At 70.2% G+C, this 26,828-nt stretch carries 27 protein-coding genes; 13 read left to right on the top strand and 14 right to left on the bottom strand.

Annotated elements, in window-relative coordinates:
• Window positions 1–4: 4 nt before the first annotated feature.
• From ACPXY0_RS16245 to ACPXY0_RS16230, 4 genes are read right to left on the bottom strand one after another with little or no spacing between them, the layout of a single operon-like run.
• Window positions 5–1,507, bottom strand: coding sequence for a serine hydrolase domain-containing protein (locus ACPXY0_RS16245; protein ID WP_423926332.1), 1,503 nt, complete (start codon window positions 1,505–1,507; stop codon window positions 5–7).
• Window positions 1,504–2,484, bottom strand: a complete 981-nt coding sequence (locus ACPXY0_RS16240) for a serine hydrolase (RefSeq protein ID WP_423926330.1) — start codon at window positions 2,482–2,484, stop codon at window positions 1,504–1,506. The genes ACPXY0_RS16245 and ACPXY0_RS16240 overlap by 4 nt, the downstream gene beginning before the upstream one ends.
• Window positions 2,485–2,503: 19 nt before the next feature.
• Window positions 2,504–3,079 carry a RidA family protein gene (locus ACPXY0_RS16235; RefSeq protein WP_423926328.1) on the bottom strand — a complete coding sequence of 192 codons (576 nt, stop codon included), beginning with the start codon at window positions 3,077–3,079 and terminating at the stop codon, window positions 2,504–2,506.
• Window positions 3,076–3,576 carry a (2Fe-2S)-binding protein gene (locus ACPXY0_RS16230; RefSeq protein WP_423926326.1) on the bottom strand — a complete coding sequence of 167 codons (501 nt, stop codon included), beginning with the start codon at window positions 3,574–3,576 and terminating at the stop codon, window positions 3,076–3,078. The genes ACPXY0_RS16235 and ACPXY0_RS16230 overlap by 4 nt, the downstream gene beginning before the upstream one ends.
• A 176-nt stretch (window positions 3,577–3,752) precedes the next feature.
• Here ACPXY0_RS16230 and ACPXY0_RS16225 point away from each other — a divergent pair, with 176 nt between their 5' ends.
• Entirely contained in the window at window positions 3,753–5,225 is a 1,473-nt protein-coding gene (locus tag ACPXY0_RS16225) for a hypothetical protein (protein ID WP_423926324.1), read from the top strand.
• 9 nt (window positions 5,226–5,234) lie between these two features.
• Here the strand turns inward: ACPXY0_RS16225 and ACPXY0_RS16220 are convergent, their stop codons facing one another.
• Both ACPXY0_RS16220 and ACPXY0_RS16215 read right to left on the bottom strand, forming a co-directional pair.
• Window positions 5,235–5,768 (bottom strand): Sec-independent protein translocase subunit TatA/TatB, encoded by a 534-nt coding sequence (locus ACPXY0_RS16220; protein ID WP_423926322.1) that lies wholly within the window; start codon window positions 5,766–5,768, stop codon window positions 5,235–5,237.
• A gap of 19 nt (window positions 5,769–5,787) precedes the next feature.
• Entirely contained in the window at window positions 5,788–6,336 is a 549-nt protein-coding gene (locus ACPXY0_RS16215; protein ID WP_423926320.1) for an HNH endonuclease, read from the bottom strand.
• 151 nt (window positions 6,337–6,487) lie between these two features.
• Between ACPXY0_RS16215 and priA the strand changes: the two genes are divergently transcribed.
• The 3 genes from priA to ACPXY0_RS16200 all read left to right on the top strand — a co-directional run bounded on the left by priA (window position 6,488) and on the right by ACPXY0_RS16200 (window position 10,586).
• Complete coding sequence (gene priA, locus ACPXY0_RS16210) at window positions 6,488–8,743, top strand: replication restart helicase PriA (protein WP_423926318.1); 2,256 nt, start codon at window positions 6,488–6,490, stop codon at window positions 8,741–8,743.
• Window positions 8,744–8,841: 98 nt separating this feature from the next.
• On the top strand, window positions 8,842–9,282 hold the full coding sequence (locus ACPXY0_RS16205; RefSeq protein WP_423926316.1) for a hypothetical protein: 441 nt from the start codon (window positions 8,842–8,844) through the stop codon (window positions 9,280–9,282).
• Complete coding sequence (locus tag ACPXY0_RS16200; RefSeq protein ID WP_423926314.1) at window positions 9,279–10,586, top strand: hypothetical protein; 1,308 nt, start codon at window positions 9,279–9,281, stop codon at window positions 10,584–10,586. Before ACPXY0_RS16205 ends, ACPXY0_RS16200 begins: the two co-directional genes overlap by 4 nt.
• On the opposite strand, the gene ACPXY0_RS16195 is transcribed toward ACPXY0_RS16200, so the two are convergent.
• The 7 genes from ACPXY0_RS16195 to ACPXY0_RS16165 all read right to left on the bottom strand — a co-directional run bounded on the left by ACPXY0_RS16195 (window position 10,583) and on the right by ACPXY0_RS16165 (window position 17,150).
• Window positions 10,583–11,611, bottom strand: coding sequence for a dipeptide epimerase (locus ACPXY0_RS16195; RefSeq protein ID WP_423926312.1), 1,029 nt, complete (start codon window positions 11,609–11,611; stop codon window positions 10,583–10,585). The genes ACPXY0_RS16200 and ACPXY0_RS16195 overlap by 4 nt on opposite strands.
• Complete coding sequence (locus ACPXY0_RS16190) at window positions 11,608–12,843, bottom strand: M24 family metallopeptidase (RefSeq protein ID WP_423926310.1); 1,236 nt, start codon at window positions 12,841–12,843, stop codon at window positions 11,608–11,610. Before ACPXY0_RS16190 ends, ACPXY0_RS16195 begins: the two co-directional genes overlap by 4 nt.
• A 31-nt stretch (window positions 12,844–12,874) precedes the next feature.
• Window positions 12,875–13,870, bottom strand: coding sequence for a histone deacetylase family protein (locus ACPXY0_RS16185; RefSeq protein WP_423926308.1), 996 nt, complete (start codon window positions 13,868–13,870; stop codon window positions 12,875–12,877).
• Between the two features lie 6 nt (window positions 13,871–13,876).
• On the bottom strand, window positions 13,877–14,272 hold the full coding sequence (locus tag ACPXY0_RS16180; RefSeq protein WP_423926306.1) for a metallophosphoesterase family protein: 396 nt from the start codon (window positions 14,270–14,272) through the stop codon (window positions 13,877–13,879).
• On the bottom strand, window positions 14,269–14,679 hold the full coding sequence (locus ACPXY0_RS16175) for a metallophosphoesterase family protein (RefSeq protein ID WP_423926304.1): 411 nt from the start codon (window positions 14,677–14,679) through the stop codon (window positions 14,269–14,271). Before ACPXY0_RS16175 ends, ACPXY0_RS16180 begins: the two co-directional genes overlap by 4 nt.
• Complete coding sequence (locus ACPXY0_RS16170) at window positions 14,669–15,646, bottom strand: radical SAM protein (RefSeq protein WP_423926302.1); 978 nt, start codon at window positions 15,644–15,646, stop codon at window positions 14,669–14,671. Before ACPXY0_RS16170 ends, ACPXY0_RS16175 begins: the two co-directional genes overlap by 11 nt.
• 151 nt (window positions 15,647–15,797) lie before the next feature.
• On the bottom strand, window positions 15,798–17,150 hold the full coding sequence (locus ACPXY0_RS16165; protein WP_423926300.1) for an HD domain-containing protein: 1,353 nt from the start codon (window positions 17,148–17,150) through the stop codon (window positions 15,798–15,800).
• A 197-nt stretch (window positions 17,151–17,347) separates the two neighbouring features.
• Between ACPXY0_RS16165 and ACPXY0_RS16160 the strand changes: the two genes are divergently transcribed.
• From ACPXY0_RS16160 to ACPXY0_RS16120, 9 genes are all read left to right on the top strand, one after another.
• A complete protein-coding gene (locus tag ACPXY0_RS16160) occupies window positions 17,348–17,737 on the top strand; it encodes a hypothetical protein (RefSeq protein WP_419943250.1) in 390 nt (129 codons plus the stop codon).
• Entirely contained in the window at window positions 17,703–19,883 is a 2,181-nt protein-coding gene (locus tag ACPXY0_RS16155) for a hypothetical protein (protein ID WP_423926298.1), read from the top strand. The genes ACPXY0_RS16160 and ACPXY0_RS16155 overlap by 35 nt, the downstream gene beginning before the upstream one ends.
• Before the next feature lie 126 nt (window positions 19,884–20,009).
• Entirely contained in the window at window positions 20,010–20,657 is a 648-nt protein-coding gene (locus ACPXY0_RS16150; protein WP_423926296.1) for a (2Fe-2S)-binding protein, read from the top strand.
• Between the two features lie 13 nt (window positions 20,658–20,670).
• Window positions 20,671–23,067 carry a xanthine dehydrogenase family protein molybdopterin-binding subunit gene (locus ACPXY0_RS16145; RefSeq protein WP_423926294.1) on the top strand — a complete coding sequence of 799 codons (2,397 nt, stop codon included), beginning with the start codon at window positions 20,671–20,673 and terminating at the stop codon, window positions 23,065–23,067.
• Window positions 23,068–23,081: 14 nt separating this feature from the next.
• The gene (locus ACPXY0_RS16140; RefSeq protein WP_423926292.1) at window positions 23,082–24,080 is read left to right on the top strand and encodes an FAD binding domain-containing protein; all 999 of its coding nucleotides are present in this window, start codon (window positions 23,082–23,084) and stop codon (window positions 24,078–24,080) included.
• Entirely contained in the window at window positions 24,081–24,953 is an 873-nt protein-coding gene (locus ACPXY0_RS16135; RefSeq protein ID WP_423926290.1) for a cytochrome b/b6 domain-containing protein, read from the top strand.
• Window positions 24,950–25,336: a hypothetical protein gene (locus ACPXY0_RS16130; protein ID WP_423926288.1), complete on the top strand. Its 387-nt coding sequence runs from the start codon at window positions 24,950–24,952 to the stop codon at window positions 25,334–25,336. Before ACPXY0_RS16135 ends, ACPXY0_RS16130 begins: the two co-directional genes overlap by 4 nt.
• Window positions 25,337–25,457: 121 nt before the next feature.
• Window positions 25,458–25,703 carry a hypothetical protein gene (locus ACPXY0_RS16125; protein WP_423926286.1) on the top strand — a complete coding sequence of 82 codons (246 nt, stop codon included), beginning with the start codon at window positions 25,458–25,460 and terminating at the stop codon, window positions 25,701–25,703.
• Window positions 25,700–26,113 carry a PIN domain-containing protein gene (locus tag ACPXY0_RS16120; RefSeq protein ID WP_423926284.1) on the top strand — a complete coding sequence of 138 codons (414 nt, stop codon included), beginning with the start codon at window positions 25,700–25,702 and terminating at the stop codon, window positions 26,111–26,113. The genes ACPXY0_RS16125 and ACPXY0_RS16120 overlap by 4 nt, the downstream gene beginning before the upstream one ends.
• Here the strand turns inward: ACPXY0_RS16120 and ACPXY0_RS16115 are convergent.
• On the bottom strand, window positions 26,110–26,820 hold the full coding sequence (locus tag ACPXY0_RS16115; protein ID WP_423926282.1) for a spondin domain-containing protein: 711 nt from the start codon (window positions 26,818–26,820) through the stop codon (window positions 26,110–26,112). The genes ACPXY0_RS16120 and ACPXY0_RS16115 overlap by 4 nt on opposite strands.
• Between the last annotated feature and the right edge of the window lie 8 nt (window positions 26,821–26,828).

The raw sequence follows: 26,828 nt of genomic DNA, 5'->3' as shown, positions 1-26,828 counted from the left end.
CCGGTCAGCGGGGAAGGGGAACGGCCAGCTTTACGAAGAGCAGATTCCGGACCCGGCCGCCGCCGACCCTCATCTCCGTCACCGCGCCGTCCGGCGCGCGCTCGAAGCGCACCTCGCGCATGAACCAGCGATCCGTGACGAATTCGTCGCGGGCGCTCGGTTCGAGGGCGATGTCGCCATGGCGTATGTGGCGCGCGACGAGCCCGTCCTCCGTCGCCTCGAGGTGGTATAGCGCGTCGAGTTCCGGGCTGTAGTAGCTGCCCGCGTATCCCCCCAGCGTGGCGGGGTCGGGGGTCGGGAACGACGTGGAATCGGCCGGCGAGGCGGGCTGATCCTCTTCCTCCTCCGGCGCTTCCTCGGGGAAGGCTCCGGCCAGGACGACCTCCGCCACCTGCCGCGCCCGTCCCCCCGGGTTGCCGTTCGCGACGTTCGTGAGGACGACGACCCCCACGTCGGCCTCGGGATACCAGTTCACCTGCGCCCGGAACCCCGCGTCGGCGCCCCCGTGCCCGATGGTTTGCAGCCCCCGGTGCTCCCCGATGCCGAGGCCGTGCGCGTAGGGGATCGTGTCCCCGCCGTTGAGGATGCCGCGCGTCTTCATCATCTCCATCACGCGCGAACCGCCGACCCGCTCGTCCCTGAAGTTGTCGAGCCAGCGCGCGAGGTCATCGGCCGTCGTGAACAGGCTCGTCGCCCCCGCGTTCGCGTAGCTCAGAACCGACTTGGTGTAACCCGTATCCGTCTCCTCCCCACTACCGTCCTCCCCGCTGTCCTCGTCCGTCGGGAACGGCCGGTAGGAATAGGCCCGGTTCGGAACCATGTGTTCGTGGTCATCGTGGAAATGCGTCCGCTCCATCCCGAGCGGACGGAAGATCCTCGACGCCGTGAATTCGGCGAAGGCCATGCCGCTGACCTCCTGCGCCGTCTGCGCGAGGAGGGTGTAGCCCATGTTGGAGTAGAGGTACTCCGAGCCGGGCACGAAGTTGAGTTCGCGCTGGCGCGACATGAGGCGCAGGATCTGCTCCGTCGTGATGACGTCGTCGAGGCGCCACCCGGAGATGCCGAGCAACTGCCACTGGTCGCGGATCCCGCTCGTGTGGTGGATCATCTGGCGCACGGTGACGGGATGCGCGAACTCCGGGACGAAATCGAGATGCGCCCGCACGGGGTCGTCCAGGGAAAGCGCCCCCTCGGCCGCGAGCATGGTCACGGCCATCGCCGTGAACTGCTTCGACACCGAGGCGACGTGGAACACCGTGTGGGGCGTGACGGGGACGCCGTGTTCGATCTGGGCGTAGCCGTAGCCGCGCGAATGGATGATCTCGCCGTCCCGGATGACGGACACGGAGGCGCCCGGCGATCCCGACCGGTCCAGGTCCGCGAACACCGCATCGATCCCGCCTTCGGTTCCGCCGCACGCCGCGACAAGCAGCGCGACGGCAACGCATGCGCCGGCCCCGGCGATCCGTGCGCCCGCCGGTGCGAGCATCCGCCCGCACCCGCTCATCGCCACGCCTCCACGATCTCCTGCGCGATCAGTCCCAACTTCTCCTCCAGTTCGAAGAAGTCGCCCCGATTCTGGTTCGTGAACACGGAGATGATGGCGGGCCCGACGTCGTAGAACAGGATCCCGACGTCGTTGCCGGCGTGGGGCGGCCAGTCTCCCGTCTTGTGCGCCACGCCGACGCCCTGGAAGCGCACCATCCGGGGCAGGCGCGTCGTGTAGAACTGCCGGGACAGGATCTCCACCATCTCGTCGCTCGCAGCCCGGCCGGCCAGTTCGCCCTGCAGGATCTGCTCGAGGAGGCGACCCATCTCCCGCGCGGTCGTCCGTCCGAGCCAGATCGTGGAATCGCCTTCGATCCCGAACGAGCGCGCGGCGGCGTCCTCGTCGGCGGGGAAGCCCCGCTCGAACACCTCGCGTTCGGAGAGCGACGCGAAGGCGTCGTCGGTCCGGATCCAGGTCTCGAGGAAGAGGCGGTGCGTCGTGTGCTTGAGACGCGTCTGCTCGTAGACGTTCACGGCGAGCATCTCGTTCACCCTCTCCATGCCGACGAGATCGATCACCATGTCGGTCGCGGTGTTGTCCGAGGTGATGATCATCTGCGTGACGAGGCCGCGCAGGGTGGGCTCGAGCCCGGGAGCGAAGGTCTGGATGAGCCCGCTTCCCCGGCGCATGTCGTCCGCCTCGACCGTGTGGCGCGCGTCGAGGTCGAGGCGCCCTTCGGCGTGGTCCCGGAAGACCTTCGCCATGATCGGGATCTTGATCGCGCTGAGCGTGTTCATCGGGAGATCGGGGTTGATCGCGATCTCGCGCCCGGTGGGGATGTGCCTGGCCCAGAGGGACATCGTCGCATCCAGCCCGGCGAGGCGCGCTTCCACGCGTGCCCCGATGTCTCTGTCGGCATCCGCGTCGCCGGGCGGCACGCAGGCGACGAGCGCCACGAGAACAGTCAGGAGCGTGGCGAGGGACCCCTTGCGCATGTCTACCTCCGCCGTGGGCCTAGGGATCGTGGAGTTCCACCAGCATCTCGATCTCCACGGACTGGTCACGGGGGAGAGAGGCCATCCCCACGGCAGCGCGCGCATGCTTCGAGATCGCGGGGCCGAACACCTGCTCCATGAGGTCGGAGCAGCCGTTGATGACCTGCGAATGCTGCGTGAAATCGGGAGGCGTGTTGACCATCCCGAACACGCGGACGATCCGCTTCACGCGAGAGAGGTCGCCGATCTCGCGGGCGAGGGAGGCGAGCAGGCAGACGCCGACCCAGCGCGCGATCGCGTAGCCCTCCTCGACCGTGTGGTCGAGCCCGACCTTCCCCGTGTTCGTCTCGTCGAGGCCGCCGCAGGGGCCGTGGCCCGCGAGGAAGACGAGGTTCCCCGTCGTCACCGCCTTGACGAAGTTGGCCGTCGGCGCGTCCGGGGTGGGGAGTTCGATTCCGAGTTCCGCGAGCCGTTCCTCGGGAGTCTGTCCGGCGACGCCGGAAGACCCGAGCAGGAGGGCGAAGACGCCCGCGAGCGCGGCGGCGGCGCTCCGGACCACGCCCGCACGGCACCACGGCGGGAGGCGCGAGGTCATGCGGTCCCCGGCGGGTCGCGCCGGCGGGAGACGATCTCCTCGGGCGCTGCGCCGGTGCGCAGGGCTTCGGCCGCGATCTCCACGGCTTCAAAGATCTTCGTGTAGCCCGTGCAGCGGCAGAGATTGCCCGACAGCGCCCGCGCGACATCCTCGCGAGCGGGGTCCGGGTCGCGGGTCAGCAGTCCATGGGCCGAGCAGAGGATGCCCGGCGTGCAGAAGCCGCATTGTGCCCCTCCCGTGAGATCGAAGGCGTCCTGGAGCGGGTGGGGTTCGGGTCCGTTCGCGAGACCCTCGACCGTCGTGATCTCGTGGCCGACGGCCTCGTGCACCGGCATGATGCAGGAGAGCACGGCCTCCCCGTCGCGCAGCACCGTGCAGGCGCCGCAATCGCCCTTGTCGCAACCCTGCTTCGATCCCGTGAGTCCCAAGGCGTAGCGGAGGGTCTCGAGAAGGGTGTAGTGAGAGGGCACGCCGACCGTGCGCCGGTCTCCGTTCACTCGCAGTTCCACCACCGTATGCATGACGCGCAATGTTGAGCGGGCGACTCACGGCCGGCAACCGACGGGGCGGGGGTGGCGTACCCATCCCGTTTGCGCGGGCGGGGTGGCCGCTTTAGAGGTGTTCGGGTAACGAGGCGGATTCGCCGCCGCTCTGCAGCACGGGAGGTACGATGGTGTCCCGGTACATACGCGCGATCCTGCTCTCCGCCGCGGGAGTCGGTGCCCTGGCGCCTGCTGCCGCGGGAGCCCAGGAGATCCCCGTCGATCGCTGGCTGGTGGCGAGCGCGGAAGTCGAGGCGGGGGAGGATCCGCTGCCCGAGTCGGCCGCGGACCGGTTCCCGGACCGCAACCTCGAGACCGAGTCCCGCGCGTGGACGCTGGTCCGGCGGGACGGAGAGACGCGGTTCGACTTCGCGGAGTGGACGGACCCCGGCGAGGCCACGCTCGCCCACGCGTATCTGAAAGCGGCAACGGATACGGACATGCGGCTGTCGCTCGAGGTCGGGGGGTGCGTGCGACTCCGGGTCCGGCTGAACGGCCAGACGCTCGCGGAGCCGGAGCGGCCCCGCGAGGTGCGGCTGGCGAGCGGCTGGAACACGCTGCTCGTCGTCCTCGACGGGGACGAGGAGTGCGACCGCTCGCTCTCGGCGACCCTGTCGCACGAGACGGGACCGAATCACCGAAACGCCCCCGCCTCGGTCCGGGTGGCCGTGCAGGCGTCCCGTCCCCCCGGCGTGCGGCGGAGCTACCCCGAGGGCGCCGTGACCGTCTCGGCACCGCGCGTGACGGCGCTCGCCTGGAACCCCGGCGGGGAGGACCTCGAGGCCTTGATCAGTTACGACCTCGCGACCTGGGGGCGCGAGGGCGGCGACGCGGGCACCACAGTGGATGCCCCGGGGGTGCAGCGACCGGGGGGTCCGCCGGCGAGTCCGTTCGACGCCCCGCGCCGGGGCAGCGGGGACCCTCCGGGGGAAGCTGTCGGCGACGATGACACGGGCCCCACCGACCCGGACGGGATGCGGGCGAGCATGATCGCGACGCTGCTGGGCCGACCCGAAGTGAAGGCGCCCGCGCCGAGCGACGGGTCGGTCGAACTGCGCCTCGCCGACGCGTCGTTCGTCGGGGCGGGGAGTGATCTCCGGCCGGGCAGCCCGGTCTCCTTCGACGGCTCCCTGCCGTTCCGGACGCTCCGCGCGGCGGCGCTGCGCGAGAACGGGATGCGGGCCGAGTTCCGCTGGCGGGGCGGTGACGCGGAAGGCGAAGGCCGCCTGCCCGCCGCGCTCGTGCTGCAGGCCCTGCACGGACCGCTCAATCTGGGCCTCGCGGCCGGCCCGGACGGCGTATGGCGCGGCCAGTTGCGGGTTCCCGACGCCCTCGCCGGCTTCACGGTTCAGGGCATGGAGGGTTCGTGGACCGTCGATGGGGCCTCCGCCGAGGACGCCGTGCTGTGCGCCCCCTGCGAGCGCGGCCGACGGTTGGAGGTCGAGTTCAGAGCGCCGCAGTCGTCACGGGACGAGAAGCCGCGGGCGCGTATCGTGGACCGTGGCTTCCCGGATCTCGCCGAGGGTACCGGCGTGTCGGCGCTGGAACTGCTACGGGCGCTGGAAGGCGACAACCGGCGCTACCGGGAACTCGTCGGCCGATAGCCGATCCGTTCAGTCCTTCGGGGTGTCTTCGTCCGTCGCGGCCGACGGCGCGTCGGCGGGCTCGGTGGTGGGAGGGGCGATCAACGGCTCCGGGCGCGGTTTCGGGACGAAGTTCGGGCGCGAGGAGTCCGTCGACCAGGGATCGATGAACTCCTCCGCGGGATCGACCATATCCCGGGGGACGGGTGGCGCCTGCTCGTCGACCACGGCCGCGGCCATTTCGTCCGTGCCGTCTTCGGCGGCGCCCTCGTCCGCGCCCGCGTCATCCTCGGCCGGACCCTCGCCGGCGGCCACGGCGGTTCCGGCGATGGTGGCGCTGCTCGCTGCCGCCGCCGGCTTCGGCGGGGCGGGCGGAGATTGCCACTGCGTCTCGCGGCCCGCCGCCTCGAGTTCGCGCTGGATCTCGTTCATCCCCTTCCGGAACTCGCGGATCCCCTTCCCGATCGTGCGGGTGATCTCCGGAAGGCGGCGAGGTCCGAACACGATGAGCACCAGCATCGCGATGAGGATGATCTCGCCGAGTCCGAATCCGTTCAGACTCATCGGGCCGGCCTCGCGCGGGTCAAGGCGTGAGCGCCTTCAGCACGTCCTCGCCGTAGAACATGCCGATATATTTCGCCTGCACCGGCGTGACGCGGCGCACGGCCCAGATCAACTCGACGTGATTCGGTTCCCGCGGCGCGACGCGCAGCGCGAACCCGCACTCGCCCGGGAGCCGGTCCGCCTTCTTCAGGTTGCACTTGCTGCAGGCGGTGACCACGTTCCGCCACCCGTTGTCTCCCCCACGCGAGAGAGGCTTGACGTGATCGCGGGTCAGCGACTCGCGGTAGCCCAGGTCCCGCCGGTGACGGCCGCAGTACTGACAGCGGTATGCGTCGCGCGCGAACAGGAACGTGTTCGTGACCTGGCGGCGGAAACGGCGCGGGATCTGGATGAACCGGGCGAGCCGGATGACGACGGGCGTGTCCATGCGGAAGCGCTCGGAACGCATCGGACGCGCCGAATCCACTTCCAGGGCGTCGGCCTTCCGGTCGATGATGAGGCGGACGGCGCGTCGGACCGGGATGATCGTCAGCGGCTCGTATGAAGCGTTCAGGGCCAGACAGCCCATGGGCGATTCCCCGTTGGAGTTCGTGGCGAAAAACAAGCAACCCGGCCGCAGCGTGTCAAGCAACCTGCCGAGCAATCCGCCCCGCGGCGAGTCCGGCAATGACCGGAGCCGCGGGGCCGCCCGGGCGGTGAGTTCCGCCGGAGTGTGCGAAGTGGCGGTGGCGCGGACCTTCCTCGGCACGCTCGCCTACTCGATTCCGGCCTCGCTCGTCGGCGCCGTGACCCCGGGCGTCCGCGTGCGGGTGCCGCTCGGCGGCGGGGTCGAGGTGGGTGTCGTCGACCGCATGGGGCTCCGGGAAGACCGGACGCGCAGACCGCGCCTCCGCGATCTGCGCGCCGTCCTCGACGAGACACCGGTCGTCGACGCGGCCGTGCTCGAACTGTGTCGCTGGATCGCGGACTATTACGTGGCGCCCCTGGGGGCGGTACTGAAGGCGGCGCTCCCCCCGGGCCTGCTCGTCGGGCGCGCGGGGCGCGATGCGAGCCCCCGCGCACGGACCGAACGCGTTCTCAGGCTGGCGCGCGAACTGAAGACGCTGACCGAGCGGGAGCGTCTGTTCGGACGCGCCCACCGCCAGCGCGAACTCTACGAAACGCTCGAAGCCGCGGGGGGGCAGGCCGCGGTGCGGCACCTCACGAAGCAGCTCGGGTTCGCCCGCTCCGTGCTGAACGGGATCGTCACCCGCGGGGTCGCCGAGGTCGTGGAACGGGAAGTGGAGCGCGACCCGTTCGGCGGGCCGGTCGAGCCCGAGAGGCCGATCACCCTGACCCCGGCCCAGGAAGGAGTCGTGGCGGCGCTCGAGCGGCTCGGCGCGATCGACGGCGGGGAGGTCGCGCTTCTGCGCGGCGTGACGGGGTCGGGGAAGACCGTGATCTATCTCGATGTACTCGAGCGACAGCTTGCGATGGGCCGTTCGGGGATCTTCCTCGTCCCGGAGATCGCGCTCACGCCTCAGATGGTGCGGCGCTTCCGCGCCCGGTTCGGCGACGCGGTCGCCGTGCTGCACTCCGGTCTGTCGCACGGCGAGAGGTTCGACGCCTGGCGCGGCCTGCGCGAAGGGAGGAAACGCATCGCGATCGGTCCCCGGTCGGCCGTCTTCGCGCCGGTCCGCAGGCTGGGAGCGATCATCGTCGACGAGGAGCACGAGAGCAGCTACAAGCAGTCCGACGTGCCACGCTATCACGCCCGCTCCGTCGCGGTGATGCGCGCGCGCATTGAAGGGGGCCTATGCGTCCTCGGCTCCGCGACGCCGGCGCTCGAGAGCTGGGCGAACGCGCGCGAGGGGCGATACCACCTGCTCCAGCTCGAAGAGCGCGTTACCCGCCACGGGCTGCCGGCGGTCGAACTCGTCGACCTGCGGGCCGATGCGGAGGACGAGGCGCCCGCCGACGCCGAGCCGGGCCCCCGGATCTTCTCCCGCCGCCTGCGCCACGCGATCGATGTCCGGCTCGAACGGGGGGAGCAGACGATCCTCTTCCTCAACCGACGGGGCTATGCCTCCTTCGCGGAATGCCCCGCGTGCGGTCACGTGTGGAGCTGTGACGCCTGCTCCGTCACGCTCACTTATCACCGGAGACGCCGCCAGCTCGTCTGTCACCATTGCGGGTCGACGGCGCCGCCGCCCGACCGGTGCGACAACTGCGGCGCGCCCACGCCGCGGTACGCGGGGGTCGGGACCGAGCAGGTCGAGCGACGCGTCGGCGAGCTGTTCCCGAGCGCGGGGCTCGCGCGCATGGATCTCGACACGACCGGATCCAAGTGGGCGCATGCCGAGATCCTCGAGGCGTTCCGTCGCCGAGAGGTGGATATCCTCCTCGGGACGCAGATGATCGCCAAGGGTCTCGACTTCCCGCACGTCACGCTGGTCGGCGTGATCAACGCGGACGTGGGCCTGCATCTGCCGGATTTCCGCGCCAGCGAACGCACCTTCCAGCTCCTCGAGCAGGTAGCCGGACGGGCCGGGCGCGGTGACACGCCGGGCGAGGTCCTCATCCAGACGTCGCGCCCCGGGCACTACGCGCTGAGCGCCGCCGCAGCGCACGACTACGTCGGTTTCGCGTCGCGTGAACTCGGGGACCGGCGCGAACCGGGATACCCGCCTCACCGGCGGCTCGCGAATCTCGTTGTATCCGGGACGGACGAATCGCGGGTCGTCGACGCGGCGGAGGAACTCTCCGAGTGGACGCGCGCGCTGATTCGGGACCGGCGGCTGGAGGGGATCGACGTCATAGGGCCGGCCCCCTGCCCGATCGATCGGCTCAGGAAACGGTGGCGGTGGCACTTCCTGCTCAAGGCCGACCGCGCCGGGACGCTGGGAGGGGTCCTCCGCTTTCTGGGGGAGCGGCGGGGGCAGCCCGGGTCGGGGCTGCGGCTCGAGATTGACCGGGATCCGGAAGCGCTGCTCTGACCCGGCGGCGGAATCCGGGCCGGGGGCGGCTTGTTTGCAGGCCCAGGGGCCATGCAAGTTGTGCGGCTGAATTCATCCCTTCCTGTGCAGGAGCGACCATGAGCGAGGCGAGCGCCCGGAAGATCCGGGTCACGGTTCGGGCGGTCCAGATTCTCGAGAGTCTGGATGTGGACAAGATCGGCGAGTTCATCTTCTGGTCCAGTGTTTCGAGCGACGGCGGCCCTTCCGTTGAAGGACGGTATCCCGCCAATGGGCACATGAAGATCTCGGAGGAACCGGTCTTCAACCGGGCGGTGCTCAACTGGGTGATCTTCGAGGGAGAAGTCACCGATCACCTGTCGGTGGAACTGAAGGGCGAAGAGGAAGACCGCTTCGGTGGAAACGACTTCCTGACCACGTACGAGCGCGAGTTCCAGGGTCCGGCCGCCGACTGGCTCGGCCGGTACGGGCCGGGCCGGGACACCGGAGATGAGGCCGATGAAGACGATCCGGAGATGATGAGCGATTGGCGCGTGACGCTGCTTGTCGAAACCGCATGATCTTCGCCCGATCCGTGCCGGGGCCACGGGGCGGGCTTGCTCCACACCTGGCTCCGGTGCTCGCGCTGGTCGTCGTCCTCGGGGGGTGCGGCGACGGGCGGTCGCTTCCACCCGGCGCCTCCGCGGAGGCACGGGCCGCCTTCGAGGAGTGTCGTTCCCCGCAGCACGACGAGAGGCAGGCCTGCTACGAGCGCCACCTGCTCGACGAGCTCGATCGGGCCGGAGTCGGCCCCGCGCTCGAGATGCTGGAGGCGGTCGCGGTCGGCGACCTGTCCGTCGAGGCGCAGGGGCACGTCTACACGCACGCGATCGGCATCGAGGCCTACTCGCTCGACACCCCGTTCGAGGAGGTGTTCAGCGAGTGCACGGTGCTCTTTCAGTCGGGGTGCTACCACGGCGTCGTGCAGGCGCACTTCATCGCCTCCGGCGCCCCGGACGCCGAACGGGTGGTCGAAGTCTGCGCGCCGTTCGAACGCGAGCCCGTGGACCGCTGGATCCTGTTCCAGTGCCTGCACGGTCTCGGACACGGCCTCACGATGTTCTACGGGCACCATCTCCCGATGGCACTCGAGGGCTGTGATTCCCTGACGAACGACTGGAACCGGGAGTCGTGCTACGGCGGCGTGTTCATGGAGAACGTGGTGAACGCGACGGATCCGCATCATCCCGCCTCGGAACTCCTGCCGGGAGAGGGCGAGGGTGGCGACGGAGCCGAGGAGGGACACGGCACGCGCGGTGCGCACGACCACGCGGCGATGGCGATGACCGAAGGGGTCGAGCCGCTCGAGCCGTGGGAAGCGCTTCGGGCCGAGGACCCGCACTATCCGTGTTCGGTGCTGGACGAGCGGTATCTGAGAGCCTGCTACATGATGCAGACGTCGGCCATGTTGTGGCACAACGAAGGCGACATCGGCGGCGCGGCCACCTCCTGCCTCGATGCGCCCGAGGGTTGGCGCTTCCTGTGCTTCGTCAGCCTGGGCCGCGACATCAGCGGCCGCACGGTACTGGACCCGGACAAAGGACTCGACGAGTGCGGCAAGTCCCCGGAAGAGTTCCGCGAATGGTGCTACGTGGGGCTGGTCAAGAACTACGTCGATGTGACGGCCACGACCGGGGCGGGGTTCGCGTTCTGCCGGCGCGTCGAACCGTGGGCTCAGGCCCGCTGCTACGAAGCGATGGGAGAGCAGTTGCTCGGGCTGTACGCGGATGACGCCGGACGCCGCGAGGAGTGCGTCGCGGCCCGGCCGGAGTCGGAGGAACTCGAACAGGCGTGCCTGCGGGGCGCCCGCGTGCCGATCGACTAACCGCGCCGGCCGCGAGTGACGCCCAGCCCCGGCGCGTCGGGGAGGACGATCCGCCCTGCCTCGAGGTGCGGGCCGCGGAACGGATCCGAGCGCAGGAGCGCGGCCCCGTCCAGGTCCGCGTAGTCCACGAGCGGCGCCAGGTGCGCCGCGGGCGCAATGCCGAGACTCGTCTCCAGCATGCAGCCGAGCATCACCTTCAGCCCGCACGCACGCGCCGTGTGGATCATGCGCAGCGCTTCCCGCGGCCCGCCGCACTTGGCGAGCTTGATGTTGATGCCGTCGACGGCCCCGTCCAGCCGCGGAATGTCGGTCGCCACGATGCTCGATTCGTCCACGACGATGGGGAGCGCCGCACGGGCGCGGACGAACGCCAGTTCGTCGTTCTCCGTCGGCGGGAGCGGCTGCTCGACGAACTCGACGCCGTACTCGGCGCACATCGCGATCCCCTCGACCGCTTCCCGCGGCGTCCAGGCCGCGTTGGCGTCCACGCGCAGGATCTTGTCCGGGGCGGCGCCCCGCACCGCGCTCAGGCGCGCTTCATCGTCGTCGCTCCCGAGCTTGATCTTGAGGATCGGCCACGCCTCGGCCGCGCGCGTCCGCTCGGCCATGACCTCGGGTTCGTCGATCCCGATCGTGAACGAACTCAGCGGGGCGTCCGCGGGATCCAGACCCCAGAGCTTCCACAGCGGGAGCCCGACGCGTTTCCCCACCCAGTCGTGAAGTGCGGACGAGACCGCGCAGCGCGCCGACCCGTTGCGGCCCAGGAGCGCCGCGAGGTCGCGCTCGATGTTCTCGAGCGCGAACGGATCCTCCACCTCCTCGATGCGCGGCGCCAGCTTGCGCAGCGCCGCCTCGACCGTGTCGGCGGTCTCGCCGTAGTAGCCGGAGGGATCCGCCTCTCCCCAGCCCTCGATCCCCTCGTGCTCCAGTCGCACCCAGACCAGATCGTCGCCCGTCTTCACGCCGCGGCTGATGCGGAACGGGTGCGCCGTTCGGACGTGGAACGGCTCCCAGGAGATCTTCATGCGTCTGCCGCCCTCCACAGGTTGTACTGGATCCGCGATGGCGTCACCTCCGGCCCGTCTTCGCGCATGTAGACATCGATCTCGGTGCGGTGCCCGAACCGTCCCTCGAGATAGACGCCGGGTTCGACCGAGAATCCGACCCCCGGCACGAGCCGCCGGTCGTCGCGCATCTCGATGCTGTCGAGGGTGGGCCCGACGCCGTGGAGTTCGCGGTCGATGCCGTGCCCCGTGCGGTGGAAGATGGCGTCCCCGTAGCCGCGCGCGACCAGGGTGTCGCGGGCCGCGCGGTCCGCGTCCGCCCCGGTGGCGCCGGGATTCGCGCGGATGACGTCCACGGCCGCATCCCGCGCCGCGACGACCGCGTCCCAGGCCTCGGTCACGTCGGCCGGCGGCTCCGGCCCCAAGTAGCCCATCCACGTCTGGTCGGCGAAGACGGCCTCGGGTTCAGCGGCCACGCGTCCCCACAGATCGACCATGAACACCCGCTCCGCCGCCAGCGTCGAGGACCCTTCGGCCAGGGGCTCGTAGTGCGGCTTGGCGGCGTTCGGTCCCACGGCCACGATCGTGTCCGCCTCGGTCAGGCCTTCGGCGCGCAGCCGGGCCCGGATCCACTCGGCGAGATCGTGCTCGGTCTCCGGGGTCGGCTCGCCGGCTGTCTCGAAGGCGTCGGCCGTCCCGGGATCGGCCTCGGGGCTCAACCCCGCGGCCCGGACGGCCAGTTCGAACGCGGTCCGCGCCGTCCGCGCCAGGATCTCCGCAGCCCGGTGGTGCAGTTCGGTGCCGCGAGCGCCCCACTGGGCCGCGGTGCCGGAGATCAGGTCCACGGAGCTGACCACCCGGGGCCCGACCGACTCGACGAGTTCGACCACCCCCGCGGGGACGTTGTCCACGTAGGGGATCGAATCGCGGGGGCTGACCTCCATGGCCACCGAATCCATCCCGTCCAGCATCCGGCGCAACTCGGCCTCCATCTCGTCCCAGCCCACGTAGCTCGTGAGCCGGTGCGGCCAGCCATCCCAGCCGGATGCCTCGATCTTCTGTACGAGCGCGTGCGGCGTCCGACCCGGCGCGATGAGCACGAAGTAGCGCCGCTTCTGGCCTTCGGGGAGGCCGACGAGATCCGCCGCCAGCGCGTTGCAGGCGCGGAAGTCGTACAGCAGCCAGGCGTCGATCCCCCGGTTCTTCAACTCGCGGGAAGCGGTTTCCAGGAAGGTGGCGTCGAGATCGGGCAAGGGCAGGCTCCGTATTTTGATTCGTACCGGGTCAGGCCGTGGCGTCGCGGAGGGCCGTCAGATGGGAGACGACGTTTCGTCCCAGTTCGTCGGGATTGTAACCGCCCTCGAGGAAGGAGACCACGCGGTTCCGCGCCGTCCCTCGCGTCCGTCCCAGGACTTCGCGCGCTAGGGTGGTGAAGTCCGCCTCGGTGAGCGTGAAGCCGCCCAGGGGATCTTCCGCGCCAGCGTCGAAGCCGGCCGAAATCAGCGTGAGGTCGGGCGCGAAGCGGGCCAACGTCCGATCGAGGCCGTCGAGCAGCGTCTCGACGTAGCGTTCGGGCGCCAGACCGGCGGACATCGGGAGGTTGAGCGTCGCCCCCTCGCCCTCGCCCCGACCCCGCTCGTGGGCCATGCCGGTGCCCGGATAGAAGGGGTGCTGGTGCATCGAGAGGAAGAAGACGGACGGGTCGTCGTAGAAGATGTCCTGCGTTCCGTTCCCGTGGTGGACGTCCCAGTCGACGATGAGCACGCGCTCGATCCCGGGGCGGGTCAACGCGTGGCGCGCCGCCACCGCGATGCTGTTGAACAGGCAGAAGCCCATGGCCCGGTCCCGCGTCGCGTGGTGCCCCGGGGGGCGTACGGCGCAGAAGGCGGCGCGGAACTCACCGTCCAGGACGGCATCCACCGCCGCAACCCCGCACCCGACCGCGGCGAGCGCCGCGTCCCAGCTCCGGGGGGAGACGGGTGTATCGGGATCCAGCCTCAGGATCCGTCCCGTCTCGATGGACCGTTCGCAGCTGGCCCGGGTCCGCTCGACGTGCCCCGGAGAGTGGGCCAGCTCCAGCGTCGCCGCCTCGGCCGGCTCCGGCACGATGGGCGTGACGTCTCCGTGCAGTTCGGGTAGCGCCCGCTCGAGTGCCCCCATCACGGCGCGGAGACGGCCCTGGTGTTCGGGGTGCCCCCACCCGGTGTCGTGGCGGCTGCAGGCGGGATGCTGGAACAGACCCACGGGCTTCGGGTCCGTCGCGGGCCGGGGTTCTGCCAAGGTCTCTCAGTACCGGCCGCGAGCCCGTTCCCGGGCAGGCAGAACCTCGAGACACGTCGTCCACCAGCCGGTCAGGATCGTCTCCACGAACTCCTCCGGCAGCCCCTCCTCGCGCATTTCGCGGGCGAGGCGCGCGTGGTCGTAGGCGACGCTCACGAACTCGACCTCCGGCGACGCCCCTTCCGCGGGGCCGAAATCGAGCAGCGCGTACCAGACGTCCGTCCGCCCGTCGTTCGCGGGGCGTCCCAGCACGCCGACGTTGGCGAACAGCCCGCCGCCCGGCAGCGCCCGCTGCCACGGGATCCCCGTGTGGGTGGCGAGCACGACATCCGCCTCGCGTTCGCGGGCCAGGTGCGCCAGGAACTGTGTCGAGGTCGCCGACTCCCAGAGGAACTCGTTCATGCGGCGGGGCTGCCGTGGCACATGAGGACGCGGGTGTCGTTCACCTCGAGGCGGATCTCGCCCGGCAGGCGGCCCAGCCAGCGGCGCCACGTTTCCGCCGTGTTCCGGAACGTGTACCGGTACGAGAGTCGGGCGAAGCGGTTGTCGCGCGGGTCGGTGTATCCGCACTGGCAGTCATCGAGGCCCCGCGCGATCGAGTCGTCGTAGTTCCCACGCAGTACCTGCACGTCCGCATCGAGGAGGAGCGGGAAGACGCGGTCGGGGTTCGGACCGAAGGCGCCCAGATCGCCCAGGCAGTAGAGGGCATCCGCGCCCCGGGTCGCCGCGTCCTCGATCGCGGCCGCCAGAGCCAGGTGGTTGCTGTAGACGCCGCCGAACACGGCGATGCGGCGCGGTTCAGGAGACATCCTGCCCTATGCCCGCGTAGTTGGAGCAGATCGCGCCGTGCAGCCAGCAGGTATGGCAGGCCGATTCGGCCAGTCGCACCGGGCGCGCCGCCTCCTCCAGCGTCGACCCCAGTCGCGCCTCCGGCGTCTCGATGAGGATGGGGCAGGCGTACACGCCGCGGCTCGTCACGACGCGGCTCGAGGCGCAGAGCAACTGGTTCGCGTCGTATCCCTCCATCATGTCCGCGGTGACCCGTTCCTCGTCCATGTAGGGGCGCGCGCGCTCGGCTTCGCGTCCGATCCGGAGCGAGGGAAGGATCTTGAGGCGCGGGTTCGCGTAGCCGAGGTCCCGCAGACGGGCCACGAAGGCCTGCCGCACTTCCTCGTCGCGCTCCGGCTCCCACACCTGCGTGGCCGTGATGATCGGGAGGAACCCCCGTTCGAGGAGCTTGCGGACGCCGTCCATGGCGCGGGCGAAGGTGCCATCGCCCCGGATCGGGTCGTTCGTCTCGGGCGAGGGCCCATCCACGGAGACGCGGATCTCGAGCGAGTACCGGGATTCGCGGGCGGCCCGCGCTATCGGCGCGAGAGCTCGCTCCGGGAGCAGCGTGCCGTTGGTCAGGACCGAGGCCGGCCCCCGCTCCAGCGTCCGTTCGAGCATGACGGGGAGGTCCGGGTGCATGAAGGGCTCGCCGCCGGTGAAGTAGTACTCCTTCACCCCCCATCCCTCGGAGCGCACGAGCCACGCCTCGACCTCGGCGAGCGGGAGGAACTCGAAGCTCCGGTTGTCGGGGGCACAGCTGATGAAACAGTGGACGCACCGCAGGTTGCAGATCGTCCCCGACACCTGGAACCACAGCGTGTCCAGATGGTCGAGCCGCACCAGGGGCGCCTCGGTCGAGGGCGCGGCCCCGTTCGACGACGGGTGGATCCGGAGCGAGCGGTCGGCGCTTCGCTCCGGATCGATCGGCAATGCCGATCCGGACATGGGACGAACCTCTGCGGGTTTCCGGTGCCTGGTCTCTCCGTGGTAGGACCCCCGCCACGGGCTGTTGATCCTACCGCGTGGGCGGCACCGCGCGCGACCGTCCCGGCGCGATGGGCGGGGCGCGACGCTCAACGCGCCGGGCGGAGACCCCTCAGGCCAGGAGCGGGACTCCTTCCGCAAGCCGGGCCTCCACCTCCTGTTCCGACGCCTCGATCAGGGCGAGGACGGGCCTGGGATCGCGGGGCGCCGACGGCTCGAAGGAGAAGATGCGCAGCACCCGCGCCGAATGGTGCAGGGAGTGTCCCAGTCGCGGAATGTCGATGAGGCCTCGCTCACCCAGTGTCGTGAGGCGTCGGACGACCCCGCCGTTCCGCACCAGAAGCAGGTTGAGCTCGAGCATGCCGGGATAGCTCGGATAGTCGAGCATCACCGACCCTTCGGGGAGGCCCCACTCCCGGGCCATGCGGCGTTCGAGCGCCGCGACGAGGTCGCCGCGCCGCGACGGCCACGAGGAGAGCCGGTCCGGAAGCTGATCGCCGGTCAGTTCGACCAGCCGCTTGGGGAGACGACGGTCGAGGAGCGCCCGCAACAGTTTCGCGGCGCGGCCGAGCGCGGACGCCGGGTCGTGGCCGCGGAGCGTCGCCGACCGTTCGATCCGCCGGCCGATGAGCGACAGCAGCTCCTCGTCGCTTGGGCCGGCGAGGTCCTCGGGGGAGAGCAGGCCGTTGTCGAGCGCCGTCTGCACGAGGCGCACGAAGGTCAGCGTCGCGGCGCGCACCGCGTGGTGCCAGTAGACGTTCCGGTACATCTGGTACTTCGAGAAGAGGAGCGTCTCCAGCGCGCTGATCCCCTTCTCGCTCACCGCGAGTTCGAGCGGCCGCCCATCGCCTTCGCGGGCGACCGTGAGCGCCGGCAGCAGCCGGTCCACGTCCACGGCCCCGTAGGGCACGCCGCAGAAGAGCGCGTCGCGGCGCAGGTAGTCGATCTTGTCGAGGTCCAGCGAGCCGGAGATCAGTCCCTGCAGCGGGTGTCCCGAGGTGCCGCGGATGAGGGCCGAGATGCGCGCGGCGGCGTCGGGGCCGTACCGCTCGAGGACCCGCCGGATCGGCATCGCCGCCATGAAGCGCGTGGCGATCTCCTCGTGATCGCCCGGGATCGATTTCGGCCCGAGTTCCTCGACCGCGTGAGAAAACGCATAGTGCCCGACGTCGTGAAGAAGCGCTCCGAGGCGCACGACCGGCAGCTCGTCGAGTTCCGCCGCGCTCAGGGGTGCGAGGTGTCCGTCACGCTCGAGGCAGGAGATCGCCCTCGACACGAGATGGTACACCCCGAGCGCGTGGAGGAAGCGGTTGTGGACACCGCCCGGATACACGAGATGCGCGAACCCGAGCTGCTTGACGCGCCGGAGTCGCTGAAACTGTGGCGCGTCGAGGATCTCGGCCGCGTCGGCCTCGACGTGGATGTTCCCCCACAGGGGATCGCGGATCGTACGTGGTCTCGTCATGGAATCGCGTGAAGATGTTCCGGTGCGAGGTCAACGGGCAATCAACGCGCCTTCACCCGCGCGGTTCCGGCGGCGGGTGGTTGCGGCGCGGGCCGGGGCTTCGCGAGCTTTCCGCCCTTGGCTGTCGGGCTCATCCCGCCCGCGGCGGTCTTCCTCTGACGGCCTCCGGAGCGGGAGCAGGTTGAACGGGAGGCGGCGTGGAGATCAAGCGCGACCGGATGGTCCACCTGGGGTACGCGAAGTACTGGCGCTCCGACCAGATCGTCGGATTGCTCCCGATCGAGGAAGGGAGGGGACCCGGCCGGCGTACGGAGGTCTTCGTCTCCACGAGATCCGAACCGGTCACCGCATCTCGATCCGAGGGTTCGATCCTCCACGACATGGCGTCGCTCCCGGACGAAGCCCGGGCCGCCGAGGCCGGCTCCATCGCGGAGGACCTCGTGGGAGCGCTGCGCGAGCTGTCGCCGGTCCTCAAGCGCATGCTGAAGAACGAGCAGGGGTTCGATGTCGAGTACTGGGCGGGCAGACTCCGTCGGGTTCTGGAGCCGGACGATGGAAGCGAGGGGCAGGAGGATCTCTTCGGCTGAGGCGCGGGCCGCGGCGGTCACGCTGGCGGCGCTCTGCGTCGCCGCGGCCGCCGGGGCTCAGGAAATCCCCCCGTCAGAGGCTGCGGGCGCGGAGGTCCAGGGCGCGGAGGTCGCAGCTCCCGATGGCTGGAACTCCGAGGCGGCCCTCATTCTCATCGAGCGCGCGATCGAAGCGCGGCGGCACGCATGGGCGGACAGCTCGCTCGAGCGATTCCGGGCCGAGGCGCAGGGCCACCTCTACTACATCGGAGACTTCCGGGGGCAGCGGCACGTCATCCGGGCCGACCAGGTCGCCCTCGACGTCCGCTGGCAGGCGCCGGACCGCACCGTGCAGACGATCGTCGGGCGTCGCCACGAACTCCGCCTTCCGACGAACATCCAGTATCACCTCGACCATCTCTTGCTCGTCCTCGACAACTTCGGAGACCGGATCCGGATCGGAGACGGGTACGAGGTAGAGCACGTCCTTCACCCCGCCGGGACCGGGGCGCGGGATGTCTACGACTACCGGCTCGCGGACTCCCTGGAGATCCGGATCCGCGGCCGGAGCGCGCGGGTGTTCGAACTCGAGGTCCGTCCGCGGGAAAGCGGGACTCCCGCGGTGGTCGGTTCGCTCTTCCTCGAACGGGCCACGGGCGCCATCGCGCGGATGCGGCTCACGTTCACGCCCACCGCCTATCTCGACCGGCAAATCGTCCGGATCGTCGTCGATCTGCGCTCGGCGCTGTGGGAGGGGCGCCACTGGCTTCCGGTCGAACAGGATCTGGAGATCACGCGCTCGCTCCCCTGGCTCGATTTTCCGCTGGAGACGCTGATCCGGACGCGTCTGAGGGTGCTGGATTACCACTTCGATGAATCGGCCGCCTTCAGCCTCGGTCCGGGCCAGTACGTGTACGCGTATCCGGAGGAGGATCTGGCCCGCTTCGACGGCTGGGAAACCTCGCTCTACGGCGGCCCTCTCGAGGACGCCGGGGTCGAGAGTGGCCCGACGGGGGATGACCTCATGCGGCTGGTGGAACGGGCCGGCCGCGACCTCGAAAGGGCGGTCCTCGACGCCCGAAGGCTGCTCCCGCGACAGGGTCTGCTCGGCGGGCGGCGGCTCCAGCTCTGGTTTCCGAACGCGTCGGGGGCGATCCGCGCGAGGCGCGCCGAGGGGCTTCTCGTGGGGGCCGGAGGCGCCTACCGGATCGACGATCTGACCGAACTTTCGTTGTGGGGAGGCTTTGCGGCGGGCGAGGCGAGGCCGCAGGCCCGCGTCGGTCTCCGGCGGCGCCTGGGACGCTTCGAGCTGGAATTCGACGGCTGGCTGCACGCGAACCGTGACGTGGGGCGCGAAGTGGCCTCCGGGGCGCTCCAGACCCTGGCCCTGCTGGTCGAGGGAGAGGATTACCAGGACCCGTACTTCGCGGACGGGGGGCGCGCGGGCCTCGTCCGGGAGACCGGCTCGGCCCGCTGGCGCGTCGGCGTGTCGGCCGAGCGCCACCGGGCGGCGGATCTCGTCGTGCGGACGACACCGCTCGGGGAGGGGACACTCCGTCCGGTGCGACCGGCGGACGAGGGGGACCTGGCGGCGCTGGACGCCGGAGTGGCGCTGGACCTCGGACGCGGACTGGGGGCGCGCTGGGGGCTGGACATCGCGGGCGAAGCGGCCACGGGGGCCGTCGGCGACTTCGGTTTCGGGCGGGCGACGGTCGCCCTGCGCGCCGCGCGAGAGAGCCTGGGCGGCGGGTGGGGGTGGGCGAGCGAGATCGAGTTCGGCGCCGCGGGCGGGGACCTTCCGGCCCAGCGGCTCTTCCTGCTCGGCGGCCGCGGCTCTCTCCCGGGCCACGCGTTTCGCGGCTGGGGCGGCGACCGCATGGGCCTGTGGCGGGCCGAGGTGTCGCGCAGCCTCGCCTCGCCCTGGGTGCGGCTCCGCGCGCGCGGCGCCGTGGGATGGGCCGGGCTCGGGACGGCGGGCGACGCGGCCGCGAGGCGTTTCGGCGTCGGCGAGAGCGCCGGGCTGCGCGCCTCGGCGGGGATCGGGCTCGGGCTCTTCTACGACCTCCTCCGGATCGACGTGATACGCGGTCTCGGCGGAGGGTCGGCCGGGGAGGGAGACTGGGTGGTCCTCCTCTCGCTGGACCCGAGAATCCGGGGGATCCTCTGACCCCGGACGGGGATCCGAAGCCTTGTCATGGCGGGCGGGGGATGACAGGATTTACGATGGGTCGCCGCGCCCCACTTCCGGGGCACCGCGCACGGCATGTACAGATCTCCCGCTTGAGGTTCGCCCATGAGTGACGCAGAGATCACGACCGCGACCCCCTCGGGTCCCGCTACCGGTCATTCCCGCAGGACGTTCATCAAGGGGGTCATCGCGACGGGGGCCGTCGCCTCCTCCTCCGGCTACCTGTTCCGGGCCCGGAACCCGCTCTCGGCCAGCACGGTCGTCAAGGCCTCGATGCCGCGCATGATCTCGCTCGACGTGAACGGCGTTTCGCGTTCCGTGGATGTGCTGCCGCAGGAGACGCTGGCGATGACGCTGCGCTACAAGCTGGGGCTGACCGGCACCAAGCTCGGCTGCGACCGTGCGGAATGCGGCGCCTGTACGGTGCTCATCGACGGGGTCTCACACTACTCGTGTTCGACGTTGACGAACGCCGTGCGCGACCGCTCGATCACGACGATCGAGGGGCTCGAGAGCCCGGACGGGACGCTGCACCCCGTGCAGCAGGCGGTGATCGACGAGGGCGGATTCCAGTGTGCGTTCTGCGCCCCCGGCTTCATCATGAGCATGGTCGCGGTGATCAACGAGAATCCGAACGCCACCCGGGAAGAGACGGCGTACGCCCTGTCCGGCAATCTCTGCCGCTGCGGCGACTACAACAAAATCCTGAACTCCGCCATGCGCGCCGCCGAATACGCGCGGCGCATGGTGTGAGGGGAGGGCGACAATGGCGCTGATCGGACAGGACATTTCGCCGCCGGACCTGCGCGCGAAAGTCACGGGACGAGCCAAGTACTCGGAGGACTTCAAGGCGGAGGGGATGGTCTTCGCCAAGCTCCTCCTGAGCCCCATGCCGCACGCGCGGGTGCGCAGCGTGGACGCGAGCCGGGCGCTCGCCATGCCCGGCGTGTTCGGGATCCTGCGCGCCAGCGAGGTGAACCAGCCGGACGCGCCCGGCGAGGCGGCGCTCACGGATGAGCCGAAGTACGTGGGCGAGCCGATCCTCGCGCTGGCGGCGGTCGACGAGACGACGGCGGCGGACGCGATCGAGGCGATCGACCTCGACCTCGAGCCGCTTCCGTTCTCGATCGACCCGCTCCATAGCCTCCGCCCCGGCGGTCCGGACGCCCGACTCGAGGGCAACGTGCTGCGCTTCGGCGAGAGCGGGCGGGAATTCGTGAAAATGAAGTGGGCGCAGGCGGACTTCGACGCGGCGGAGGCCGAGCGCCGGCTGCCGATGGGCGAGCCGGACTTCACCTGGGACCACGGCGACCTCGCCGGGGCCTTCGCCGAAGCGGACTACGTGTTCGAGGACACGATGGTGCACCAGTCGCTGACCCACCACCCGATGGAGCCCCGCAGCTCCATGGCGTACTGGGACAACGGCCGCTGCTACCTGTACGGGTCCACCCAGAGCACACAGCGCACGCACACCGCGCTGGCGGGCCAACTCGACCTCGACCCCGGGGACCTCGTCTTCGTCGGCCAGTACTGCGGCGGCGGCTTCGGCTCCAAGATCGCCGGCGCGACCATCTACCAGGTCACGGCGCTTCTCGCGAAGAAGATCCGGCGGCCGGTGATGCTGCGGATCAACCGCTACGAGGAGACGTACATCGGGCGCGGCCGGCCCGGATTCCAGGCCTGGACGAAGATGGGGTTCCGCAACGACGGGAAGATCACGGCGATCGACCTCTACATCGTCCAGGACCACGGGCCGTACGGCCGGTCGGGCGACTACATCCAGGCCGGCAATGTGGCCGACCTCATGTACCAGCCGGACGCGATGCGCTTCCGCGGCATCACCGTGTACACGAACACGCCGCCGCGGGCGGCCCAGCGGGCGCCGGGCGGCGCGCAGATCGTCGCTATGCTCGAGCCGCTGATCGACAAGGCGGCGCGCGAACTGGGGATCGACCGGGTCGAGATCCGGAAGATGAACGCGCCCACGCACGACTCGCCGTTCGGGCAGCAGCGCGCGACCACGACGAGCGCCTTCGTCCGCGAGGCGATCCAGGTCGGAGCCGAGCAGTTCGACTGGGCCGGGAAGCAGGCCCTCAGCGGCCAGCGGAACGGCACCAAGGTCACGGGCGTCGGGGTGGGCGTCAGCCCCTACGTGGGGGGATCGTCGGGCTTCGACGGCCTCCTCCTCATCCGCCCCGACGGCAAGCTGTACGTCCACCAGGGGATCGGGAACCTCGGCACGCATTCGATGGCGGACACCGCCCGGGCGGCGGCCGACGAACTGGGCCTCGAGTGGGAGGACTGCGCGGTGGTCTGGGGCGACAGTTCGCAGCACCTGCCGTACAGCTCGGTGCAGGCGGGGAGCCAGACGATCCACGCGCACACGCGGGCCAACTACGCGGCGGCGCTGGACATGAAGCGCAAGTTGCAGGAGGTCGGCGCCGCGAGCCTGGGCGGCGCCGCGAGCGGCTATCGGGTCGCGGGAGGCCGCGTCACGGGCCCCGGCGGCTCCATGAGCTTCGCGCAGGCCGCCGAGCGGGCCATCGCCATGGGCGGTGAGTACGCGGGGCACGAGTTGCCGGACGACATCAACGACGCCACCCGCTCCTCGGCCACCGCCCTCGCCGGACAGGGGCTGATGGGCGTGGCGAGGGACAACTTCGCGCACGAAGGCCAGACCTGGTCGTGGGTCGTCGGCTTCGCCGTCGTCGAACTCGATGTCGAGACGGGCGACGTGAGGCTGGTCGACTACACGGGGTCCGCGGACTGCGGCGTCGTCGTCCACCCGCGCAGCCTCGCGGCCCAGATCCACGGCGGCGCCGTGCAGGGCTTCGGCCAGGCGCGGAGCCAGAAGTGGGTCTACGACCCCAAGTGGGGCGTGCCGTTCGCGCACCGGCTCTACACCGCCAGACCGCCGGGGATACTCGACGTCCCGCTCTCCATGGACTGGGCCGCGGTCGGCGAGCCCGACCCCCAGACGCCGATCGGCGCCAAGGGGATCGGCGAGCCGCCCGTCGGCGCCGGATCGGCGGCCGTCACCTCCGCGATCGCGGACGCGCTGGGAGGCCGGTGCCTGTGCCGGATCCCGCTGACCACCGACGTGATCCTGGCCGAGCTGGAGGGCAGAGTCCAGCCTCACCAGCTCACCGAGATTCATAGCTGAGGGGGAGAAGAACGATGGCCGTGATTCGCGACATGATGCCCGCGTTCGAGCTCTTCCAGCCGACGAACGTGGACGAGGCGCTGGACGTGCTCGACCGGCGCGACAATACCTGGGTCCTGGCCGGCGGCCTCGACTCGCTGGACTGGTTCAAGGACCGCATCAAGCGGCCCGAGGTCGTGGTCGAGTTGGGCGCCGTGAGCGAGCTGCGGGGGATCCGCGCCAGCGGCGACGGGCTCGAGATCGGCGCCATGACCTCGCTCCGGGACGTCGCCGCGAGCGAGGAGGTGCGATCGCGCTTCGGCATTCTGGCCCAGGCCGCCGCCGAAGTGGCGACGCCCCAGATCCGTAACCAGGGGACGCTGGGCGGCAACCTCATCCAGGACACGCGCTGCTGGTACTACCGGGGCGGGTGGCCGTGCTACCGCGCGGGCGGGAACATCTGCTACGCGGGCACGCCCCGCTCCATGAACCGTGAGCACGCCGTCACGGGGCAGAGCCGATGCGTGGCCGTGAACGGCTCCGACACCGCCGGGGCGCTGGTCGCCCTCGGCGCGCAGATGATGGTGCGGAACTCGGGTGGCGAGCGCGTCTACGAGGCCGAGGACTTCTTCATCGGCCCGGCGATCGACATCCAGCGCATGACCGCGCTCGAGCCGGGAGATCTCCTCACTCATGTGCGCATCCCGGGCGACTGGGCGGGCGCGCGTTTCTACTGGGAGAAGGTCCGCGACCGCAAGTCGTGGGACTGGGCGCTGGCCAGCGTGGCCGCCGCCATCGTGGAGTCGAACGGCACGATCGAGCGCGCCCGGATCGCGGTCAACGGCGTCGCGCCGACGCCGTTGCGGCTCCGGGAGGTCGAGACGCTCGTGCAGGGGATGCCGGCGAACGACGACACCGGGCTCGCCGCCGGGGAACTGGCCACGCGCGGTTTCCGGCCCCTCCGCCACAACGACTACAAGGTGCCGCTCGCGCGGAATCTCGTACGGCGCGCGGTGCGAGGAGACATGGCGTAAATGGAGATTCTCAGAACGGCGCCGAATCCCTGGGGCCAGGAGGTACTCGTCGGCGTCGCCTGGGACTTGCTCTGGGCCGCCCTCTTCGCCGGGATCCTCTTCGTCGTGGGACACGCGCTGTATGTGTCGATCATGGCGCCGAAAGCTCCCAGGACCGCGGCGGAGTCGGCACCCGACGTGCCCGAGCAGGTCGAGCGCCATTCGTCAGCTTCGAGAACGTTCCACTGGCTCACCGCGATCTCGATGTTCACGCTGCTGATCACGGCCTTTTTTCCCGTAATCGGGGTCCAGTTCGCCTGGGTCACCATCCACTGGATCGCCGGAATCGCACTCACGCTCCTCATCATCTACCACATCGTGCACGCGACGATGAAGCAGGACTTCTGGTCGGTGTGGATCGGGAAGAAGGAGATCGCGCAGGCGCTGTCATCGGTCGGGAAGTTCCTCCGGCGCGAGCCGGCCAAGGAGGAGCGGTCGGGCAAGTACCCCCTCGACCAGCGCGCGTACCACAACGCCGTCACGCTCGTCTCGGTCGGGGCGATCGTCACCGGGATCCTCATGATGGTGGGGGTGGACACCTGGTTCTGGGCGAGCAACCCGTACTTCCTGTCCGACTCGACGTGGGGGCTCGTGTTCGTCATGCACGGCGTGTGCGGGGTCCTACTCGTGACGACGGTCATCGCCCACGTCTACTTCGCGATCCGGCCCGAGAAGCGCTGGATGACCCGCTCCATGATCAAGGGCTGGATCACGCGCGAGGAGTACCTCGAGCACTACGACCCGGCCATGTGGCAGCTGGGGTCGGAGAGCGCGGGCGCCGAAGCCGGTGGCGACGGCCCCTCGGCGGACCCGGACGCGGTCGCTCCCGCTTGAACCGCGCCGATCTCAAGGCCCACATCGAGTCGCTCGAGAAGACCTACGAGTTCTTCCTCTCGTACGCCGCGCTGGGCGCCGAGGGCGAGGAGGCCTCGAAGGTGGGCGGGCAGCTCCGCGAGTTCCTCGGCCAGGCGGATGCGGCGCTGAGTGCGTTGGCGGACGACCTTCACGGCCTGCTCGAGGTGGAGGGCCTTGAGCCCGCGGGCGTCTACCGGGACGTGATCGACGTGACCTCGGCGGACGCCGCGAAGGCTCGTGCCGCCGTGCGCCTCGTCCTCGCCCAGGAAACGATCAGTTCACAGCTGATCGACAACCTCAACGCTTCCACCCACCTGCGGGCGCTCCTCACCGACCTGTTCCTGCTCGACGACGTCGTCTGACCGAGCCCGGTCAACATTCCTCTCGCCGCGACATCAAGCTGATCGGGCGTTGACCGGCCAACGGTGCTGCCACAATGTTGCAGCAACTGATGTAAGACAATGCATGCGCGGAGAGCGTCTGTTGAAGACCCTGACCGTGAGAAAGATGCCGCCGGAACTCGGGCGCGCGCTGAATGCCGAGAAGCGTCGTCGCGGCCAGTCGCTCAACCAGACCGTGATCGATCTGCTGAAGCAGGGGCTGGGGGTCGGGACGACGAGGTCCAACGGACTGGCCCGGTTTGTGGGTGTGTGGAGCGAAGAGCAGTACCGCGAGTTCAAGGAAGCCACGAAGCAGTTCGACGAAATCGATGAGGATATGTGGCGGTGAGCCGTTACTGCCTCGATACGTCGGCGTACATCGATGCCCTGCGCGGGGACCGGCAGTGCGGGATGATTCTCGATGCTGCGGCCTGGGTCGGCGTGCCCGCAATCGTACTCGGCGAGTTGCGCGCCGGGTTCAGGCTGGGAGCCGCGGGAGCGGAGGAGGAGGCCCGGCTGTCGGACTTCCTGGCCAGTCCGACAGTTGAGGTCGTGCCCGTGGACGACGACGTGGCTGCGTGCTACGCGGACATCGTGGTGGACCTGCGCCGGGCCGGCACGCCGATACCTGTCAACGACGTCTGGATCGCGGCCTGCGCCGCGCACACGGGTTCAACTGTGCTCACTGCAGACGCGCACTTCGAGCGTGTCGGGCGGATCGGCGTGCTGGCGGTCGGCCGGCAAGCGGGCGGCAGCTAACCGTCGGTCCGGGTGAAGGTGAAGGTGCCGACAGGTTCGTCCGAGAAGGGGTGCGGGCCCTGCAGGCTGCGGATCGGTTCCTTCGGCTGCGTGTCGTCGTTGGCCGACGTGTAGTTGGCGCCGTTGTCCGTCCCCGCGTCGAGCGGGTACAGCACGACCTGGAGTTCCTGGAGCCAGTTCCCCTCGTCGTCCCGGAGCGACAGTCCCGACACGCCCACGAACCAGTCGGGGCTCGGGGCGATCATCGTGACCAGCGTGACGAGAGGGAAGTCCTCCCGCAGCGTGATCGCCTGGATCGTCGCGCTTCCGGGGCTTCGGGTTCCGGACCCGTTGATGACCGTCAGCGCGGGGCCGGGGATTTCGGCGCGGATTTCCGCGGCCAGAGTGGCGGTGCCCCCCGTTTCGGCCATGCGCTCGATCCCCGGCGTGGCGATGCCCTCCAGCGCCCAGAAGGTCACGCTGTCGTTGTGCACGGCACCGATGAGCGGCGAGAAGTGCGCGCCGCCCGGGAAGTTGGTCGGGTGCGTCGAGGCGCTCCACGTCGCGTCGAAGACCGCGCGGTATGTCGCCGCGGTCGTGACGGGCGGCGGGGGCTCGGGCTCCGGTTCCGGCCTCGAAACGGGCTCGGTCCCGGAACCGCCGCACGCCGCCTTCGCGACGATGGCGGCCGCGCACCCGAGCCGAAGTGTCAGGGGTCTTGCGAGCACCGGTTGCA

Origin of the sequence: Candidatus Palauibacter sp., from assembly GCF_965237495.1 — a bacterium.
Classification (GTDB): Bacteria; Gemmatimonadota; Gemmatimonadetes; order Palauibacterales; family Palauibacteraceae; genus Palauibacter.
This window is presented reverse-complemented; position numbering and strand designations above follow the sequence as displayed.